General features: G+C 69.5%; 14 protein-coding genes. 3 read left to right on the top strand and 11 right to left on the bottom strand.

What is annotated here, in order from left to right:
- Positions 1-1,209: 1,209 nt before the first annotated feature.
- From trxA to ACWEVS_RS06115, 8 genes are all read right to left on the bottom strand, one after another.
- Positions 1,210-1,524, bottom strand: coding sequence for a thioredoxin (gene trxA, locus ACWEVS_RS06150; protein WP_312895737.1), 315 nt, complete (start codon positions 1,522-1,524; stop codon positions 1,210-1,212).
- Positions 1,525-1,539: 15 nt separating this feature from the next.
- Positions 1,540-2,472 (bottom strand): thioredoxin-disulfide reductase, encoded by a 933-nt coding sequence (gene trxB, locus ACWEVS_RS06145; RefSeq protein ID WP_354919259.1) that lies wholly within the window; start codon positions 2,470-2,472, stop codon positions 1,540-1,542.
- A 115-nt stretch (positions 2,473-2,587) separates the two neighbouring features.
- Positions 2,588-3,418, bottom strand: coding sequence for an anti-sigma factor family protein (locus ACWEVS_RS06140; protein ID WP_452550194.1), 831 nt, complete (start codon positions 3,416-3,418; stop codon positions 2,588-2,590).
- Positions 3,408-4,019 carry an RNA polymerase sigma factor SigM gene (gene sigM, locus ACWEVS_RS06135; RefSeq protein ID WP_354919254.1) on the bottom strand — a complete coding sequence of 204 codons (612 nt, stop codon included), beginning with the start codon at positions 4,017-4,019 and terminating at the stop codon, positions 3,408-3,410. The genes ACWEVS_RS06140 and sigM overlap by 11 nt, the downstream gene beginning before the upstream one ends.
- A 5-nt stretch (positions 4,020-4,024) precedes the next feature.
- Complete coding sequence (locus ACWEVS_RS06130; protein WP_449916021.1) at positions 4,025-5,521, bottom strand: protein kinase family protein; 1,497 nt, start codon at positions 5,519-5,521, stop codon at positions 4,025-4,027.
- 129 nt (positions 5,522-5,650) lie between these two features.
- On the bottom strand, positions 5,651-7,261 hold the full coding sequence (murJ, locus tag ACWEVS_RS06125) for a murein biosynthesis integral membrane protein MurJ (RefSeq protein WP_449916018.1): 1,611 nt from the start codon (positions 7,259-7,261) through the stop codon (positions 5,651-5,653).
- The gene (locus ACWEVS_RS06120; protein WP_452550192.1) at positions 7,258-9,393 is read right to left on the bottom strand and encodes a DUF6049 family protein; all 2,136 of its coding nucleotides are present in this window, start codon (positions 9,391-9,393) and stop codon (positions 7,258-7,260) included. The genes murJ and ACWEVS_RS06120 overlap by 4 nt, the downstream gene beginning before the upstream one ends.
- Before the next feature lie 46 nt (positions 9,394-9,439).
- Complete coding sequence (locus tag ACWEVS_RS06115; protein ID WP_449916014.1) at positions 9,440-9,961, bottom strand: YbaK/EbsC family protein; 522 nt, start codon at positions 9,959-9,961, stop codon at positions 9,440-9,442.
- A gap of 110 nt (positions 9,962-10,071) precedes the next feature.
- Here ACWEVS_RS06115 and ACWEVS_RS06110 point away from each other — a divergent pair, with 110 nt between their 5' ends.
- Complete coding sequence (locus ACWEVS_RS06110; RefSeq protein WP_449916012.1) at positions 10,072-11,475, top strand: CCA tRNA nucleotidyltransferase; 1,404 nt, start codon at positions 10,072-10,074, stop codon at positions 11,473-11,475.
- A 5-nt stretch (positions 11,476-11,480) separates the two neighbouring features.
- On the opposite strand, the gene ACWEVS_RS06105 is transcribed toward ACWEVS_RS06110, so the two are convergent.
- Positions 11,481-12,767 carry an MFS transporter gene (locus tag ACWEVS_RS06105; RefSeq protein ID WP_452550190.1) on the bottom strand — a complete coding sequence of 429 codons (1,287 nt, stop codon included), beginning with the start codon at positions 12,765-12,767 and terminating at the stop codon, positions 11,481-11,483.
- Positions 12,768-12,884: 117 nt separating this feature from the next.
- Between ACWEVS_RS06105 and idi the strand changes: the two genes are divergently transcribed.
- Positions 12,885-13,484 (top strand): isopentenyl-diphosphate Delta-isomerase, encoded by a 600-nt coding sequence (gene idi / locus ACWEVS_RS06100; protein WP_452550188.1) that lies wholly within the window; start codon positions 12,885-12,887, stop codon positions 13,482-13,484.
- A gap of 246 nt (positions 13,485-13,730) precedes the next feature.
- On the opposite strand, the gene ACWEVS_RS06095 is transcribed toward idi, so the two are convergent.
- Positions 13,731-14,810 carry an inositol-3-phosphate synthase gene (locus tag ACWEVS_RS06095; RefSeq protein ID WP_354919231.1) on the bottom strand — a complete coding sequence of 360 codons (1,080 nt, stop codon included), beginning with the start codon at positions 14,808-14,810 and terminating at the stop codon, positions 13,731-13,733.
- Between the two features lie 13 nt (positions 14,811-14,823).
- Positions 14,824-15,402, bottom strand: a complete 579-nt coding sequence (locus tag ACWEVS_RS06090) for a helix-turn-helix transcriptional regulator (RefSeq protein ID WP_449916004.1) — start codon at positions 15,400-15,402, stop codon at positions 14,824-14,826.
- A 133-nt stretch (positions 15,403-15,535) separates the two neighbouring features.
- Here ACWEVS_RS06090 and ACWEVS_RS06085 point away from each other — a divergent pair, with 133 nt between their 5' ends.
- Positions 15,536-15,922, top strand: a complete 387-nt coding sequence (locus tag ACWEVS_RS06085) for a DUF5318 family protein (protein WP_449916002.1) — start codon at positions 15,536-15,538, stop codon at positions 15,920-15,922.
- Positions 15,923-16,036: the final 114 nt, after the last annotated feature.

The following is a 16,036-nucleotide window of genomic DNA, read 5'->3' as shown; positions in this document are numbered from 1 at the left end:
GGAGGCTGTCCCGACCGTCCTGAGTGCGGCGGGGGTTCCGGAAGGGCGAGGTCGCGGGGTCGGAGGCTGTCCCGACCGTCCTGAGTGCGGCGGGGGTTCCGGAAGGGCGAGGTCGCGGGGTCGGAGGCTGTCCCGACCGTCCTGAGTGCGGCGGGGTTTCCTGGAGGGCGGGGTTGCTGCGTCGTGTGGGGTTGTGATCGTCCTGTGCGTGGCTGGGGTTCCGGAGGACAGGCGCCGCGGGGTCGGATGTGGTCGCGACCGTCCTGGGTGCGGCGGGGGTTCCGGAAGGGCGGGGTCGCGGGGTGGTGTGCGGTCGTGATCGTCCCCGGTGCGGTCGGAGTTTCCTGGAGGGCGGGGTTGCTGCGTCGTGTGGGGTTGTGATCGTCCTGTGCGTGGCTGGGGTTCCGGAGGACAGGCGCCGCGGGGTCGGATGTGGTCGCGACCGTCCTGGGTGCGGCGGGGGTTCCGGAAGGGCGGGGTCGCGGGGTGGTGTGCGGTCGTGATCGTCCCCGGTGCGGTCGGGGTTTCCTGGAGGACGGGGCTGCTGCGTCGTGTGGGGTTGTGATCGTCCTGCGCGTGGCTGGGGTTCCGGAGGACAGGCGCCGCGAGGTCGGATGCGGTCGCGACCGTCCCCGGCGCGGCTGGGGCTCCTGAAGGGCGGGCGTCGCGGAGGCGAGTGCGGCCGTGATCGTCCCGCGCGTGGCTGGGGTTCCTGGAGGACAGGGGGTCGCAGGGTCGGGTGCGGTCGCGGCCGTCCCCGGCACTGCCGGGGTTCCGAAGGGCGCGGGCCGCGGCGTTAAGTGCGGCCGTGATCATCCCTGGTGTGCCTGGGTTTCCTGGAGGCGGGCGTCGCGGGGTCGGGTGTGGCCTGATCGTCCCGCGCACGGCCGGGGTTTCCCGGAGGACGGGGCGCGGGGTCGTGTGCGGTCGCGGCCGTCCCCGATGTGGCTGGGGGTTTCCGAAGGGCGGGGGCTGACTATGCCGGGGTTCCGAAGGGGGGAGCCGTGGCGTTAAGGCGGCCCTGATCGTCTCCGGCGTGGCTCGGGGTGCCTGGAGGCGGGGCCGAACGTGGCGGAGCGATGTCCGTCCCTCCAGGACAGCCGCACGCAGGAGCCTCCCGCGCGGCGGACGCGACGTGTGGGACGACGCCCCCGACAACGACCGAGCCCCGGGGGTCGGTCGACTCCCGGGGCTCGGTGACGAGTACGGCTAGATGATGCCGTCGAGCTCGCGCAGCAGCATGGCCTTCGGCTTGGCGCCGATGATCTGCTTGACGACCTCTCCGCCCTTGTAGACGTTCATGGTCGGGATCTGGAGCACACCGTAGTCGCGAGGCACGTTCGGGTTCTCGTCGATGTTCAGCTTGACGATCTCCAGCTTGTCCCCGTACTCCTTCGAGATCTCCTCGAGGATCGGCGCGACCTGGCGGCACGGGCCGCACCACTCCGCCCAGAAGTCGACAAGGACGGGCTTGTCGTTCTTGAGGACGTCCGCCTCGAACGAGGCGTCGGTGACTGCCTTCACAGTGGGCTCCTTCGTTTAGTTCTCGTTGCTTGCGAGCCAGCGCTCTGAGTCGAGCGACGCCGAGCAGCCGGTGCCCGCCGCCGTGATGGCCTGCCGGTAGGTGTGGTCGACCACGTCGCCGGCGGCGAACACGCCGGGGATGTTGGTCTCGGTGGACGGCGAGGCCACCTTGACGTATCCCTCGTCGTCGAGCTCGATCTGCCCCTTGACCAGGTCGGTGCGCGGGTCGTGGCCGATCGCGATGAACAGGCCGTCGGTGGCCAGCTCGCATTCCTCGCCCGTCTTGATGTTGCGCAGCGTGACCGCGGTCACCTTGTCGTCGCCGAGCACGTCGGTGACCTCGGAGTCCCAGACGAAGCGGATCTTCTCGTTGGCGAAGGCGCGCTCCTGCATGATCTTGCTGGCGCGCAGCTCGTCGCGGCGGTGGACGACGGTCACCATGCGCGCGAAGCGGGTGAGGAAGATGGCCTCCTCCATGGCGGTGTCTCCGCCTCCGACGACCACGATGTCCTTGTTGCGGAAGAAGAACCCGTCGCAGGTGGCGCACCAGGACACGCCGTGGCCGGACAGTCGCTTCTCGTTCTGCAGGCCCAGCTCGCGGTAGCCGGAGCCCATCGACAGGATGACCGACTTGGCGTAGTAGGTGTCGGTGTGGGTCTTGACGACCTTGGGGTTGGCCTCCAGGTCGACCTCGACCACGTCGTCGGCGACCAGTTCGGCGCCGAAGCGCTCGGCCTGCTTGCGCAGGTTGTCCATCAGGTCGGGGCCCATGATGCCGTCGGGGAACCCGGGGAAGTTCTCCACGTCGGTGGTGTTCATGAGCGCGCCGCCCGCGGTCACGGAGCCTTCGAAGACCAGAGGCTTGAGTTCGGCGCGTGCGGAGTAGACGGCCGCGGTATACCCTGCGGGCCCCGAACCGATGATGATCACATTCCGGACGTCGCTCAACGCTCCACGCCTTCCTTCTCTGTTTGCCAGTGGCGTCAACAGATCCTAGGCGCCGCTGATTCCCGCCTGCCCACAAAGAGGAAGGGCCCGCCGTGGCGGGCCCTTCTGCTTGGCGCTAGTTCCAGCTGCCCAGTGTGGGTTTGACGATGTTCTTGCACGTGAACGGGTCGACGACGTCGACTCGGACGCGCTGGGCGACCTTGTCCTTCCAGGAGGCGACGATCAGGGCCTCCTGGCCGTTGAACTCGCTCTGGTCGACCATGAAGGGCTTGAGCCTGCTCCGGTTGGACACCTTGGTGACGCAGGCGGTCACCCTGGCGTCGACGCCGCCGCCCTTGGAGGCGGGCGCGGGGCCGAAGAAGTCGCGCAGCGGCTGGCGCAGGTCCTGCGAGCTCCAGTTGTAGTCGGTGTCCGTCACGACGTAGCCGACGCTCGGTTCGGACGGCTGTGGCTGAGCCATGGTGTTCTTCTCCACAGGAGAGCCACCGCCGCCCGCCAGCATGGTCGTTCCGACCACCGCCGTGCCGACCACGACCGCCGCCGCGGCCGCCGCGACAGCGGGCATGGCCCATCTGCGCCGGCGTGCGGAGCGTCGGGATCGCGCTGGGACGATGCTGCCGTCGTCGGCGACGACGCCCAGCCGTACCGGCTCGGGCGGTGCCTGTCGGGTCAGCTCATCCCAGTCGGGACTTTCCACGAGGCCGACACGCCCCCCGGAAGCCTCACGAGCAAGAGCCTGGTCGATTCGCATCGCGACGCCCATCGGCATGGCCGGGGTGGGAGTCGCCGCGAGCACCTCGCGAACCGCCGCCAGGTCGGCCAGGAGCTCCCCGCAGGGGTCGCAAACCGCGAGATGTTCGCGTACCTGTTCGGCTGTGGCAGCGTCCAGGAGACCCTCGGCCAGCTCGGCCAAGATCTCCAGATCGTAGTGCGTATCACCCGTCACGAAGTTCTGCTCCCTTCGCGGATGAGACGCGAGTGAGGTCGGTTCGGTTCCGTAGATGCGAAAGAATTGGGGCAAGTTTCGCGCGACCGCGGGCGCATCGGCTCTTCACCGTCCCGCTCGGCACGGACAGCACCTGAGCTGCGTCTTCGACGGAGTAGCCCATCATGTCGACGAGGACGAGCGCGGCCCGCTGGTCGGCGGGGAGGAGTTTGAGCGCGGCCGAAACCTCCATGGAGACCTCGCGCTCGCCGGTCTGGTCGGGCATCGGGGTGTCGCGCTCGGCCGCCTCGATCAGCTCGTCGTCGGCGACGGGCCGGACGGATTTGCGGCGCATCCTGTCGAGGCAGGCGTTGACCACGATGCGGTGCAGCCAGGTGGTGACGGCCGCCTCGCCGCGGAAGCTGTGCGCCTTCCGGTAGGCGGAGACGAACGCGTCCTGTACGGCGTCAGCCGCCTCGTCGGGGTCGCCGAGCGTGCGCAGGGCGACCGCCCACATGCGGTCTCGGTGCCTTTTGACGATCTCACTGAACGCATGCTGATCCCCGTCGAGGTGCCGGGTGAGCAGCTCGGCGTCAGAGGGTGGCTCGGGTGGGGAATTCACAAGGTTTATGCCGTTCCGGGGGAATACACCACTACGTCATAGATGGTGCCACGAAACGCCCCGTCCTCCGCGGGAAGACGCGTAAACCAGATCAAAACGTACTGACCGGTTGCGGCTTCCCCCGGCGTCAGCGTGACCTTGCCCGAGGCGTCCTTCTGCTTGGCCACCGTCTTCAGCGAGCTGAGATCGGCGGAGTTGCCGACCTTCAGCTCGACGGTGGCGCCGGGGCTGTCGGACAGCGTCGCGATCACATCAGCGATCTTCGTCGGCTTCCCCATGTCGAGCATGAGGCCCACGCCCGGCTTCAGGTTACCCAGCGTGGCGCTGACGTACTTCGTGGTGTTCCAGAAGGTGTCGGGCTTGCCGTCGATGGCGTCCTTGGCGAGTTCGGGATGCTCGGCGCGGTCGTCGCCGAGCGGGTCGAAGCCGGTGGCGGTGGACGGCTTGACGATCTGCGGCTCCGCCGTCGGCGTGGGCGGCGCCGAGCTCTCGGCGACCGGCGGCTGCTGCCCCGGGTTGCCGAGCTTGCGGCCGAGCGTCCACGCGCCGACGCCCACGGCGGCGATCACCAGCAGCACGAGGAACGTCATCAGCGCCCGGTTGAGGGTGCTCGGCTGCTTCGGCGGCGCGGGCACGTAGAGCTGCTGCCGGATCTCCATCCCCTCCGAGCGGGAGGCCACGGTGGGGGCGGGCGGCGGCGGTGGCGGGGGAGCCGGCGTGAAGGGGATCGGCAGCGGCCTGGCGACGTCGGCCAGCGCCTCGGCCATCTCCGCGGGAGTGGCCAGCGCGCTCTGCCCCCTGCGCGACTCGGGCAGCACGGCCCGGCACGTGATGGTGTCGAGGTAGCCGGGCACGCCCGCGGTCACCTGGCGCGGGGTGCAGAAGTGGCCGTCGGTCATGGGGGCGGCGGGCAGCCCGCCCTCCTCCTCGTCGCCCGGCCAGTGCCCGGTCAGGCCGGCGTAGAGCAGGCGGCCGAGCCCCTCGGCGTCGTCGCGCGCGGGATCGTCGGTGGTGAGCCCGGCGAGGGCCGCGTCGACGGCGACACCGAGCACCTTGACCGTGTTGCCGGTGGTCCAGACGAGCTTGCCGGGGTGCAGGCACAGGTGGTGGAGGTCGTGCTCGTGCGCGTGGGCCAGCGCCTCGGCCGCCTCGGCGACCAGGGCGGCGGCGCGCTCGGGCTCCATCGGGCCGCCGGCCAGCAGGTCGGACAGCGAGTCGCCGGTGACCCACTCGCTCACCACGTAGGCCAGCTCGCCGTCCTCGGCGGCGTCGAACACCTGGGTCAGCCGGGGGTCGGTGAGCCTGCTCGCGGCGCGGGCGGCGGTCACCACCTCGGTGACGCGAGGGAAGTCGGGATCGAAGGTGTGCACCGCGACAGGGCGCGCGAGGATCTCGTCGATGGCCTTCCAGAGGGTGGCCCCCTCCGACTCGCTGACACGGTCCTCCAGACGGAAGCGCTCCGCGAGGCGGGTTCCTGGCTCAACCGTTGAGGCGCCGCTCATGACTCGATCACCTGCGTGACGTCCCTCCACGCAGGCACGCGATGTCGGGTGGATCCGCCCACGCCCCTCCTGCTTCCGTTTTGCCACGTGTCGGGCACCATGGTAGTGCCGCGCCGGTTCCTCCCGCGCTCAGTAACGGCCTACCCGCCCCGCGACCATTCCAACGATCGAGTTGACCTCCGGGATACGCATCTTGTGCGCGACGACCAGATACAGGGCACCGCCGAGGCCGCCGCCGACCCCCAGAATGATCAGCGCGTTGACCGTACCCAGGATGCCGAAGGCCTGCTGGACGCCCCAGACGGCGGCGAGCGCGAGCACGGCCGTGGGCATGGCGGCGACGTACATCCTGGTCAGCGCCGAGCCGACGGTCCAGCCGCCCAGACCGCCCACGCGCCGGCTGGCCATCATCCACGCCACCGTCGCGCCGACCGTGTACGCCACGGTGTAGGCGAAGGCCAGCCCCATGACGACGTACTCCGCGGGGAGCGTGAAGGAGGCCACGAGCATGAGCACCGCGTTGACCGCGGTGGTGCCCGCGCCCACGAAAACCGGCGTCCGCGTGTCGCCGAAGCTGTAGAACACCCGCAGCAGGAGCTGGAAGATCGAGAACGGCACCAGCGCCAGGCCGAAGACCTGCAGCACGTTGCCGATGTAGACGGCGCTCTCCGAGGAGGTGTCGCCGTGGCCGAAGATCAGCACCGTCATCGCGGGGCCGAGCACCATGAGCAGCAGCGAGATCGGCACCATGACCGAGCCGACCAGCCGTACCCCGGAGGCGAACTCGGAGCGCAGCTCGTCGAGCCTGCCCTCGCCCGCCGACCTGCTCATCCTCGGCAGCATGGCGGTGATGACGGAGACGCCGATGATGCCGTAGGGCAGCTGGAAGAGCTGGAAGGCGAAGTTGTAGGCGGCGATGCCGTGGCCGGGGGCCACCTTGCTGGCCGCGGTGGCCAGGTTGGTCGTGAGGATCAGGCCGAGCTGGGTCACCACGACGTAGCCGATGGTCCAGACGCCCGCCCTGCCCATCTCGCCGAGCCTGGCGTTGCGGACGTCGAAGCGGGGGCGGAAGGAGAAACCGGCCCGCCTGAGCGAGACGATCAGCACGAGGGCCTGCGCCACGATGCCCGCGGTGGTGCCGAGCCCGAGCAGTGCCAGATCGCCCTCGGTGACCTTCGAGATGTCGCCCCTGGCCGTGCTGACGGCGATGTAGGCCAGCAGGACGCCGATGACGACCACGTTGTTCAGGACGGGCGCCCACATCGGCGCGGCGAACCTGTCCCTGGTGTTCAGGATGGCGCCGGCGATGGCCCCGACGCCGAAGAAGGCCAGCTGCGGCAGGATGTACCTGGCCAGCGAGACCGCGACCGCGAACTCCCGCGAGCCCGCCCGCCAGTCGGTGTACAGGTCGATCAGCAGCGGGGCGGCCAGGACGGCCAGCACGGCGACGACCGTGAGCGCGAGCGTCGACAGCGTGAGCAGCCGCTGCTCGTAGGCCCTGCCGCCGTCGGGGTCCTCCCGCTGGGCGCGCACGATCATCGGCACGACCACGCTGCTCAGCACGCCGAGGATGAGCAGGTCGAGGATGCTGTAGGGGATCGTGTAGGCGGCCTGGTAGGCGTCGCCCATGAGGCCGGTGCCGATCGCCGCGGCCAAGATGATCGTGCGGACGAAACCGGTGACCCTGGACACCAGCGTGCCCGCGGCCATGATGGCGCTGGCTCGCAGCATGCGGCTCATACGCGCTCGCTCTCCCTAGATTTCGCCGTCTTCGCCACGCGCCGCTCCGACCTGCGCCTGAGCACTCGCATCACCACGGCCGCCAGCATCACCGACAGCGCCCCGCCGACGATGACCAGCGCGATCTGGGTGTAGCCCGTCGTCCTGATCGTCAGCTTGGCGGGCTTCTGGTAGGCCTTGCCGTCCAGAGTGCGCAGCTGGATGGTGACGAGCGAGTCGCCGCTCACCTTGACCCGCATCTTCACCTGGATCGTGCCGCTCTGCCCCGGGCCGATGTCGAGCCGCTGGGGCTTGCCGTCGCTGACGATCTCCAGCAGGTCGGTGGAGTCGGAGGTGACCTGCACGGTCAGGGAGACCGGTTCGTCGCGCCCGTTCTTCACGCTGACGGGGATCTGGCCCTCCTGGCCGGCCAGGGAGCGCGTCCTGCCCTGCGCCGAGCCGGTGATGTAGACCTTCGCGAGGCTCTCGCCCACCTTGGCCTCGACCTGCTTGGCCTCCCTGGCGCCGATGCCGGACTTGACCCGCCAGGCCGAGGAGGTCAGCCGCAGCACCGCCGTGTCGAAGGCGGACGGCGCGTGCTCGGAGGTGATGCCGGAGGTGAGCGCGGCCTTGCCCGCGACCCGCCTCACCGACTCGAGGTACTTCCTGCTCAGCTCGGCCTTGCGGTCGGCGTCGGTGTAGGTCAGCCCCGCGCGCGGGGCGGACGCCTTGGTCTGCTTGATCGAGGTGAGCGGCACGCCGGTGAGCCACGGCAGGCCCGCGGCCGTCTTCAGCAGGTTGGTCACGTGGGTCGGGTTGGGGTTCCAGCGGCGCGGGGGCGCCACGACGAGCGACCGGGGCGCGGTGACGCCCTGCTCGCCGGCGATCATCGCGGTCTCCGCCACGAACCGCTGCTTCTGCAGGGTCGACGAGCCCGGCACGCCCTTCTGGAGCTCCAGCGTGCGGCTCAGCCCCGGGTCGGCGACCAGCGCCCTGACGGGGCCCGAGACGCTGTCGATCGTCGTCGCGGCGTCGGGCGTGACCGCGGGGGGCACGGTCAGGGCCGCGTCGGCCGTCGGGTTCGGCCGCGCGCTCGTGGTCAGGTTGTCGGCGTCCAGCAGGACCGTGGTGACGCCGCCGACGGTCAGCAGGTCGAGCGCGTCATCGTCGATCTTGCCCGCCGGCGGCCACGCGGTCGCGGTGGGCACGTCCCGCTTGAGCAGCGTCCTGGCCTTCGCGGCGCTGATCGTGATGGCCTTCGCGGTCTCCTCGTCGAGCCCCTGGTGCGCCAGCGCCGTGACGTCGGGGTCCGCGTACGGCGTGGCCACCACGTTCTGCGTGGCGAGAGCCGCCCGCAGCTCGTCGAGCCACTGGGCCGCCGCCGTGTCGCGCGGCCGCTTGATCTCGCCGCCCGCCTTGGGCCGCACCTTGTACTGCTCGCCGGCCGACATCGCATGGACGTCGTCGAGCAGGGCCGGGTCGACGAACCAGGTGACGTTCTTCGGCTGGGACTTCGCGATGCGCAGCAGGTCGGCGAGACGGCCGCTGCCGAGCAGCGAGGTGCGCAGGTTGTCGTCGATGAAGACGTCGTCGGGACCGCGGCGCGGCTGGTCGATGATCGGCAGCGCGAAGGCGATCCTGTTCTTCGGCGGCTTGGCGTTCGGCGGCGCGTACGTCAGGAACGTGCGGACGGTGGTGACGGGCAGCCCGCCGTTCAGCAGCTCGACGCCCAGCGGGTAGACGCCGAACCTGGACAGGGTCAGCGCCATGGGAGTGGTCTTCAGCTCGAACGCGGCCGTGCCGCCGGGCGCGATGGCGGGCAGGCTGATCACGGAGTGGGCCGCGCCGTAGTCGGAGACGAAGCCGCCCGCCAGGTACTCCTCCATGGCGGCTCTGCTCGAGAACGGTTGCCGGGCAGGGCGCAGCCGCATCATCGGGGCGGCCAGCGGTGTCGTGCCGGTGTTGGTCAGCTTGCCGATGACCTTGATCTCGTCGGCGGGCTTGCGCGGCACGTCCGGCGTGATCGACTCGATCGTCACCCTGACCTGCTGCGCCGTGACGGTGGCGGCGGCAGCCGTACCGGCCGGCGTCACGACGAAGGCGGAGAGCAACGCCGCGATGAGGACCGGGAGCAGCGTGGTCTTACGGATCACGCTTCTGCCCGTGGAGGAGTTCGACGCACGCCGCCATGGTACGGGCTCAGTGCCGGAGCGCGACCGCCTCACGGGTTCCCCTGGGACGGATCAGGCCGAGGTCCACGGTCTTGCCGCGGACGAGTCGCAGGAGGTCGAGGGCGTGCAACCGCAGTGCGGTGTGGCGCTCGCCCGTCGGCGTGAAGACGAGGCCGCCGTCGGCGGGGATCCGCTCGTCCACAAGGACAAACAGCTCGAGAGGGAGCAGGAGCGGACATACCAGTCCGGCCGCGTAGTCGGTGGACGCGTTGATCGCGAACGCCGGCGCTGGGCTGACGTTCGTCGAACCCAGCAGCAGACCCACCGTGTGGGCGGTGGGCAGGTCGGCGACCGTGGAGACCACGGCCACCGCCTCGCGGCCCAGCCTCGAGTGGCGCTCGAACACCGTCACGGCCACGCACCGCCCGGGTGCGGACGAGGTCGCCGAGGGCAGCTCTTCGGCGCACGTCATGGGGCGCGGAAGGCGTACGATCTCATGATGGACCTGGTGTGCGAGGAGCCAGCGGTGGATCGCGAGGGCGTCCTTCATATATACGCTCCTTGCCTCGTTCCATGGGCCCCCGACGGTCTCTGACCGACGGTAACCCGGACCCGGTGTGGCTCGGGGGATATGTTCCGCAATAGAAGGACCTACCCAGCTTGTCCGACTCAATAGAGATCTCCCGCAAAATCGCTCCCGTCGCCAACGAACTCGGCGAGCTCTTCGCCGCCCGCGGGCACGAGCTTGCCCTGGTGGGCGGCTCCGTGCGCGACATCCTGCTGGGCCGTATCGGCAACGACCTCGACCTGACGACCGACGCCCGTCCCGAACGGGTCCTGGAGATCGTCAGAGACTGGGCCGACTCGGTCTGGACGATCGGCATCGACTTCGGCACGATCGGCGTGCGCAAGGGCGGCTGGCTGCTCGAGATCACCACCTACCGCAGCGAGTCCTACGACCCCAAGTCGCGCAAGCCCGAGGTCATGTACGGCGAGACGCTCGAGGCCGACCTGGAGCGCCGCGACTTCGCCGTCAACGCGATGGCGGTGCGGCTGCCGGGCCACGAGTTCGTCGACCCCTACGGCGGGCGGGACGACCTGGCGGCCAGGACGCTGCGCACGCCCAGCACGCCCGAGCAGTCCTTCGGCGACGACCCGCTGCGCATGCTGCGCGCCGCCCGCTTCGCCGCCCAGCTCGGCTTCACGGTCGCGCCGGAGACCGTCGCCGCGATGGCCGCGATGAGCGACCGCATCGAGATCGTCTCGGCCGAGCGGATCCGCGACGAGCTCGACAAGCTGGTCTGCGGCGCGATGCCCCGGGAGGGCCTGCGCCTGCTCGTCGAGACCGGGCTGGCCGCGCACGTGCTGCCCGAGCTGCCCAGGCTCCGCCTGGAGATCGACGAGCACCACCGCCACAAGGACGTCTACGAGCACACGCTGATCGTGCTCGAACAGGCCATCGCCCAGGAGGAGGACGGCAAGCCCGACCGCATCCTGCGCTGGTCGGCGCTCATGCACGACGTGGGCAAGCCCAAGACGCGCCGTCACGAGCCCGGCGGCCGGGTCTCCTTCCACCACCACGAGGTGGTGGGCGCGCAGCTGACCAAGAAGCGGATGGCGGAGCTGAAGTTCCCCAAGGACGTCGTCGCCGACGTCTCCCGCCTGGTGGAGCTGCACCTGCGCTTCCACGGCTACGGCACCGGCGAGTGGACCGACAGCGCGGTACGCCGCTACGTGCGCGACGCGGGCCCGCTGCTCGAGCGCCTCCACAAGCTGACCAGGGCCGACTGCACCACGCGCAACAAGCGCAAGGCGCAGGTCCTCTCCCGCACCTACGACCAGCTCGAGGAGCGCATCGAACGGCTGGCGGAGGAAGAGGAGCTGGCGAAGATCAGGCCGGAGCTCGACGGCAACGAGATCCAGCGCGTCCTCGGTGTCGGCCCTGGCCCTGCCGTGGGCAAGGCCTACAAGTTCCTGCTGGAGCTGCGCCTCGACAAGGGCGTCATCGGCAAGGAGGCCGCCACGCAGGCGCTGCTGGAGTGGGCGGGGGAGAACGGCTTCTAGCGGGTCTACAGAGTCTGGGGAGAGCGCGTCGGCGTGACGATCCGGTAGATCACCGCGCCGAGCACGTAGCCGACCGCCATGATCGCGACGGCTACGAGGGACTTGCCGTTCGCCGGCAGGATCGCCGCCGACAGCGCCGCCGCCAGCACGTACATGCCGTTGAACAGCATGTCGTAGATCGAGAAGGCCCGGCCCAGGTAGGCGTCCTCGACGTCGCGCTGGACGCTGGTGTCGGCGCAGATCTTGACGCTCTGCCCGGTCACCCCCAGCACGAAGCCGCCGATCCACAGGCCCCACGGCTGGAACGGGATGATCAGGATCGCGCTCAGCACGCCCGCGGTGACCAGCATGGTCGGCACCCAGCGCTCGATGGGCATGCGCTCGGTGGCCCACGGCGTGACGACCACCGCGAGGAAGTAGCCGAAGCCCGAGGTCACCAGCACGATGCTGATGCCCGACAGGGCGGCGTCTGCGTCGCCGTCGGTGAAGTAGTAGCGGTAAAGGATGATGCCCATCGCCGTCGCCATGCCGTACATGAAGCGGTGGGTGGCCATCGCGCCCATCGCGGCGGCGGCCGCGCGGTGGTGGATCAGGTGCCTGGCGCCGTCGACGAGACCGCTGACCACGTTGCGCAGGGCCTCGCGCGCCTGCGGCCGGTCCGGGTCGTAGGAGGGGCCGAGCAGGGACCGGTGCATGGTGCGGGCGATGAGCGCGCTCAGCCCGAACACCACGCCCGAGGTGACCAGCAGCAGCGCGGTGCCGCCGGGGCCCGCCCCGAACACCCAGCGCAGCACGATGCCGAAGCCCGCGCCGACGAAGGTGACGACAGTGCCGGAGGTGGGCGTGACGGCGTTGGCCATCATCAGCTGCTCCCTCGGCACCACGTGCGGCAGCGAGGCGCCCAGCGCGGCCAGGAAGAACCGGTTGACGCCCAGCACGCCGAGCGCCGCAGCGTAGAAGTACTCGTCGGGCAGGCCGGCGGCGACGAACGCCGCGGCGACCAGCAGCAGCCCGCCGCGCACGATCGGCGCGACCACCAGGATCTGCCGCCGCGACCAGCGGTCGATGAAGACGCCCACGAACGGACCGAGCACGCTGTACGGCAGCAGCAGCACGGCCAGGCCGATCGCCACCTGGAGCGCGGTGGTCTGCTTCTCCGGGCTGAAGAACGCGAAACCCGCGACGCCGAACTGGAAGATCCCGTCGGAGAACTGCGAGACCAGGCGGGTGAAGAACAACCGCCTGAAGTCGCGCCCCTTCAGGACCGTTTGGAGATCGGCGGCATAAGACACGACGCAAGCCTAGCCTTCGCCCCACGTCCGGACATCGGGGTCGACCCTGAGATACGTCACGTGACAGGTGAGTAAAAGTGTTCCGGCCCAGCGTCATGATCACGTACGCTACAGACTGTGACTCCTGACGAACTCGTGGTGTTGGTCGACGGCGAAGGCAACGCGATCGGCACCGCACCCAAGGCGTCGATACACGGTCCTGACACGCCGCTGCACCTGGCCTTCTCCAGCTACGTCTTCGACGAGGACGGCCGGGTGCTGCTGTCCAGGCGGGCCTCTCACAAGGTCACCTGGCCGGACGTGTGGACCAACAGCTGCTGCGGCCACCCGCTGCCGGGCGAGCCCCTCCAGGACGCGGTGCTGCGCCGGCTCTCCTACGAGCTCGGCATGGTCGTCGACCGCGTCGATCTCATGCTGCCCCGCTTCTCCTACCGGGCGGTGATGGCCAACGGCGTCGTCGAGCACGAGCTGTGCCCCGTCTACCGGGTGCTGACGAGCGCGCCGGTACGGCCGAACCCCGACGAGGTGGGGGAGGTGGTGTGGATGCCGTGGAAGGAGTTCGCCTCGGGCGTGATGTCGGGGCTGCTGGCGATCTCGCCGTGGTGCCGCGACCAGGTGCCCCAGCTCGACGACCTCGGGGCCGACCCGCTCGCCTGGTCCCCCGCCGCGCCCGCCGAGCTGCCCCCGGCCGCCCGCCCGCTCTCCGGGCGTTCCTGAGCCCGCGGAAACGGGGGATCTCCGGTTACGGCACGCCGCCGCCGGCGCCACCCGAGGCGCGGGGCCGGCGTCCCTCCAGGGAAACGCTCACCGAGCGCCCGTGGCCGGCCGCCGTCACGGCGTACCCCGGAAACGCGGAACGTCTCGCCGTCGGGGCGGGGACCCCGTGCGCTGGAGTGGCGCACGGGGACAGCGCCCGGCCACGACGAGACGTCGGCGCTCAGGCCGGCCTGCCGTACGGGAGGACTACCGCTCCACCTCGCCGCGGATGAACTTCTCCACGTACTCGTGGGCCTCCTCGTCGGAGTACTGCTCGGGCGGCGACTTCATGAAGTAGGAGCTGGCCGACAGGATCGGCCCGGCGATCCCCCGGTCGAGGGCGATCTTCGCGGCGCGTACCGCGTCGATGATGACGCCCGCCGAGTTGGGCGAGTCCCACACCTCGAGCTTGTACTCCAGGTTCAGCGGGGTGTCGCCGAACGAGCGGCCCTCCAGGCGGACGTAGGCCCACTTGCGGTCGTCGAGCCACGGCACGTGGTCGGACGGGCCGATGTGCACGTCGGCCTTGGCCATCTCGTGCGGGATCTGCGAGGTGACGGACTGCGTCTTGGAGATCTTCTTCGACTGGAGCCGCTTGCGCTCCAGCATGTTCATGAAGTCCATGTTGCCGCCGAAGTTGAGCTGGTAGGTGCGCAGCAGCTCGACCCCGCGGTCCTCGAACAGCTTGGCCATCACGCGGTGCGTGATGGTGGCGCCGACCTGCGACTTGATGTCGTCGCCGACGATCGGCACGCCCGCCTCGGTGAACTTCTCCGCCCACTCGGGGTCGGAGGCGATGAAGACCGGCAGCGCGTTCACGAACGCCACCTTGGCGTCGAGCGCGCACTGGGCGTAGAAGCGGTCGGCCTCCTCCGAGCCCACCGGCAGGTAGGACACCAGCACGTCCACCCGGGCGTCCTTCAGCACCCGCACGACGTCCACGGGCGCCTCGTCGGACTCCTCGATGATCTCGCGGTAGAACTCGCCGAGACCGTCGAAGGTGTGGCCGCGCTGGACGATGACACCGGTCGGCGGCACGTCCGTGATCTTGATCGTGTTGTTCTCGCTGGCGACGATCGCCTCGGACAGGTCGCGGCCGACCTTCTTGGCGTCGACGTCGAAAGCGGCGACGAACTCGATGTCACCGACGTGGTAGTCGCCGAACTTGACGTGCATCAGACCCGGCACTCGTGTGTCCGGGTCGGCGTCCTTGTAGTAGTGAACGCCCTGAATCAGCGACGCCGCGCAGTTGCCGACACCGACAACGGCTACGCGTACCGAACCCATCGCACTCGCTCCCTTACTCATCTGATGACGTATCTTTCTCGGGCTCCTGTGAGGCCCTGCGTTCCGTGGCGATCAGCTCGTTCAGCCAACGCACCTCGCGTTCGACCGATTCCAGACCGTGACGCTGCAGCTCCAACGTGTAGCTGTCGAGGCGCTCCCTGGTGCGGGCCAGCGCGGTGCGGACGCTGTCGAGCCGTTCCTCGAGGCGGCTGCGGCGTCCTTCGAGGATGCGCAGCCGTACTTCGGCCTCCGTGTGCCTGAAGAAGGCGAAGTGGACGCCGAAGCTCTCGTCCTCCCACGCGGACGGGCCTGCCTGGGTGAGCAGGTCCTGCAGCCGCTCCTTGCCGTCGGCGGTGAGTTTGTAGACGATCTTCGATCGCCCTCCGACGACCGCCTCCGCCGGGCGCTCCTCCATGATGAGCCCCTGCTCCAGCAGCGACTTCAGGCACGGGTACAGCGAGCCGTAGGAGAAGGCTCTGAACATCCCCAGCAGCGCGTTGAGCCGTTTGCGCAGCTCGTAGCCATGGAGAGGGGTCTCATGCAGCGACCCGAGCACGGCGAGTTCAAGCACTCTGCCCTGTCCGCTGGCCAAGGAAACCGCCCCCTCTCGCGCCGATGTATCGAGTCGATACATCCACACAATACGTCGCGTCGCTATATCGCCGCAATCAACGGATTCCCCAAGAGGTTGGGTGGAATCGGCAAAAAGCCGTAGTCTGGCGCCCATGTGGTCTCAGCGAGGGGTGGTGGACTACGGGCTGGCGAAGCGGGCGGCAGTGCGCTCACTTCGCTCCGGGCATGCCTCCACTCGTGATGTCTGCGACGCACAGCCCTATCTCCTTCGCGCGGCACGGCACTTCGGCGAACCGACCGAACGTCCCTGCCCGGTATGCGCGAGAGAGAACGTCACCAACGTGACCTATGTCTACGGCGATGCGCTGGGCCGACATGCCGGTCGCGCAAAGGCCACATCAGAGATCCTCGAGATGGCCCATGATTACGAGGAGTTCAGGGTCTATGTGGTCGAGGTATGTCAGGGTTGTTCCTGGAACCACCTGACCGTCTCTTATGTCCTCGGCACCGGGCCGCCTGACAGCGTCGGCACCACGTGAACCGAGGACGGCGCCCGCCGTGCCAGATGACGACGATGCGAGGACGTGTTGAGTAACAGCAGCTATGGCCCCGAGCCGATCGGACGCGGAGAGCGCGCTGAAGGGACGGGTCGC

Source organism: Nonomuraea sp. NPDC003754, assembly GCF_053605785.1.
Note: the sequence above shows the minus strand (reverse complement) of the source record. Positions and strands in the feature narration are given on the sequence as shown.

Excerpts from the sequence above, each read along its gene's own strand:
- ACWEVS_RS06130 (WP_449916021.1), bottom strand. The coding sequence starts at position 5,521 with ATGAGCGGCGCCTCAACGGTTGAGCCAGGAACCCGCCTCGCGGAGCGC.
- murJ (WP_449916018.1), bottom strand. The coding sequence starts at position 7,261 with ATGAGCCGCATGCTGCGAGCCAGCGCCATCATGGCCGCGGGCACGCTG.
- ACWEVS_RS06115 (WP_449916014.1), bottom strand. The coding sequence starts at position 9,961 with ATGAAGGACGCCCTCGCGATCCACCGCTGGCTCCTCGCACACCAGGTC.
- ACWEVS_RS06095 (WP_354919231.1), bottom strand. The coding sequence starts at position 14,810 with ATGGGTTCGGTACGCGTAGCCGTTGTCGGTGTCGGCAACTGCGCGGCG.
- ACWEVS_RS06085 (WP_449916002.1), top strand. The coding sequence starts at position 15,536 with ATGTGGTCTCAGCGAGGGGTGGTGGACTACGGGCTGGCGAAGCGGGCG.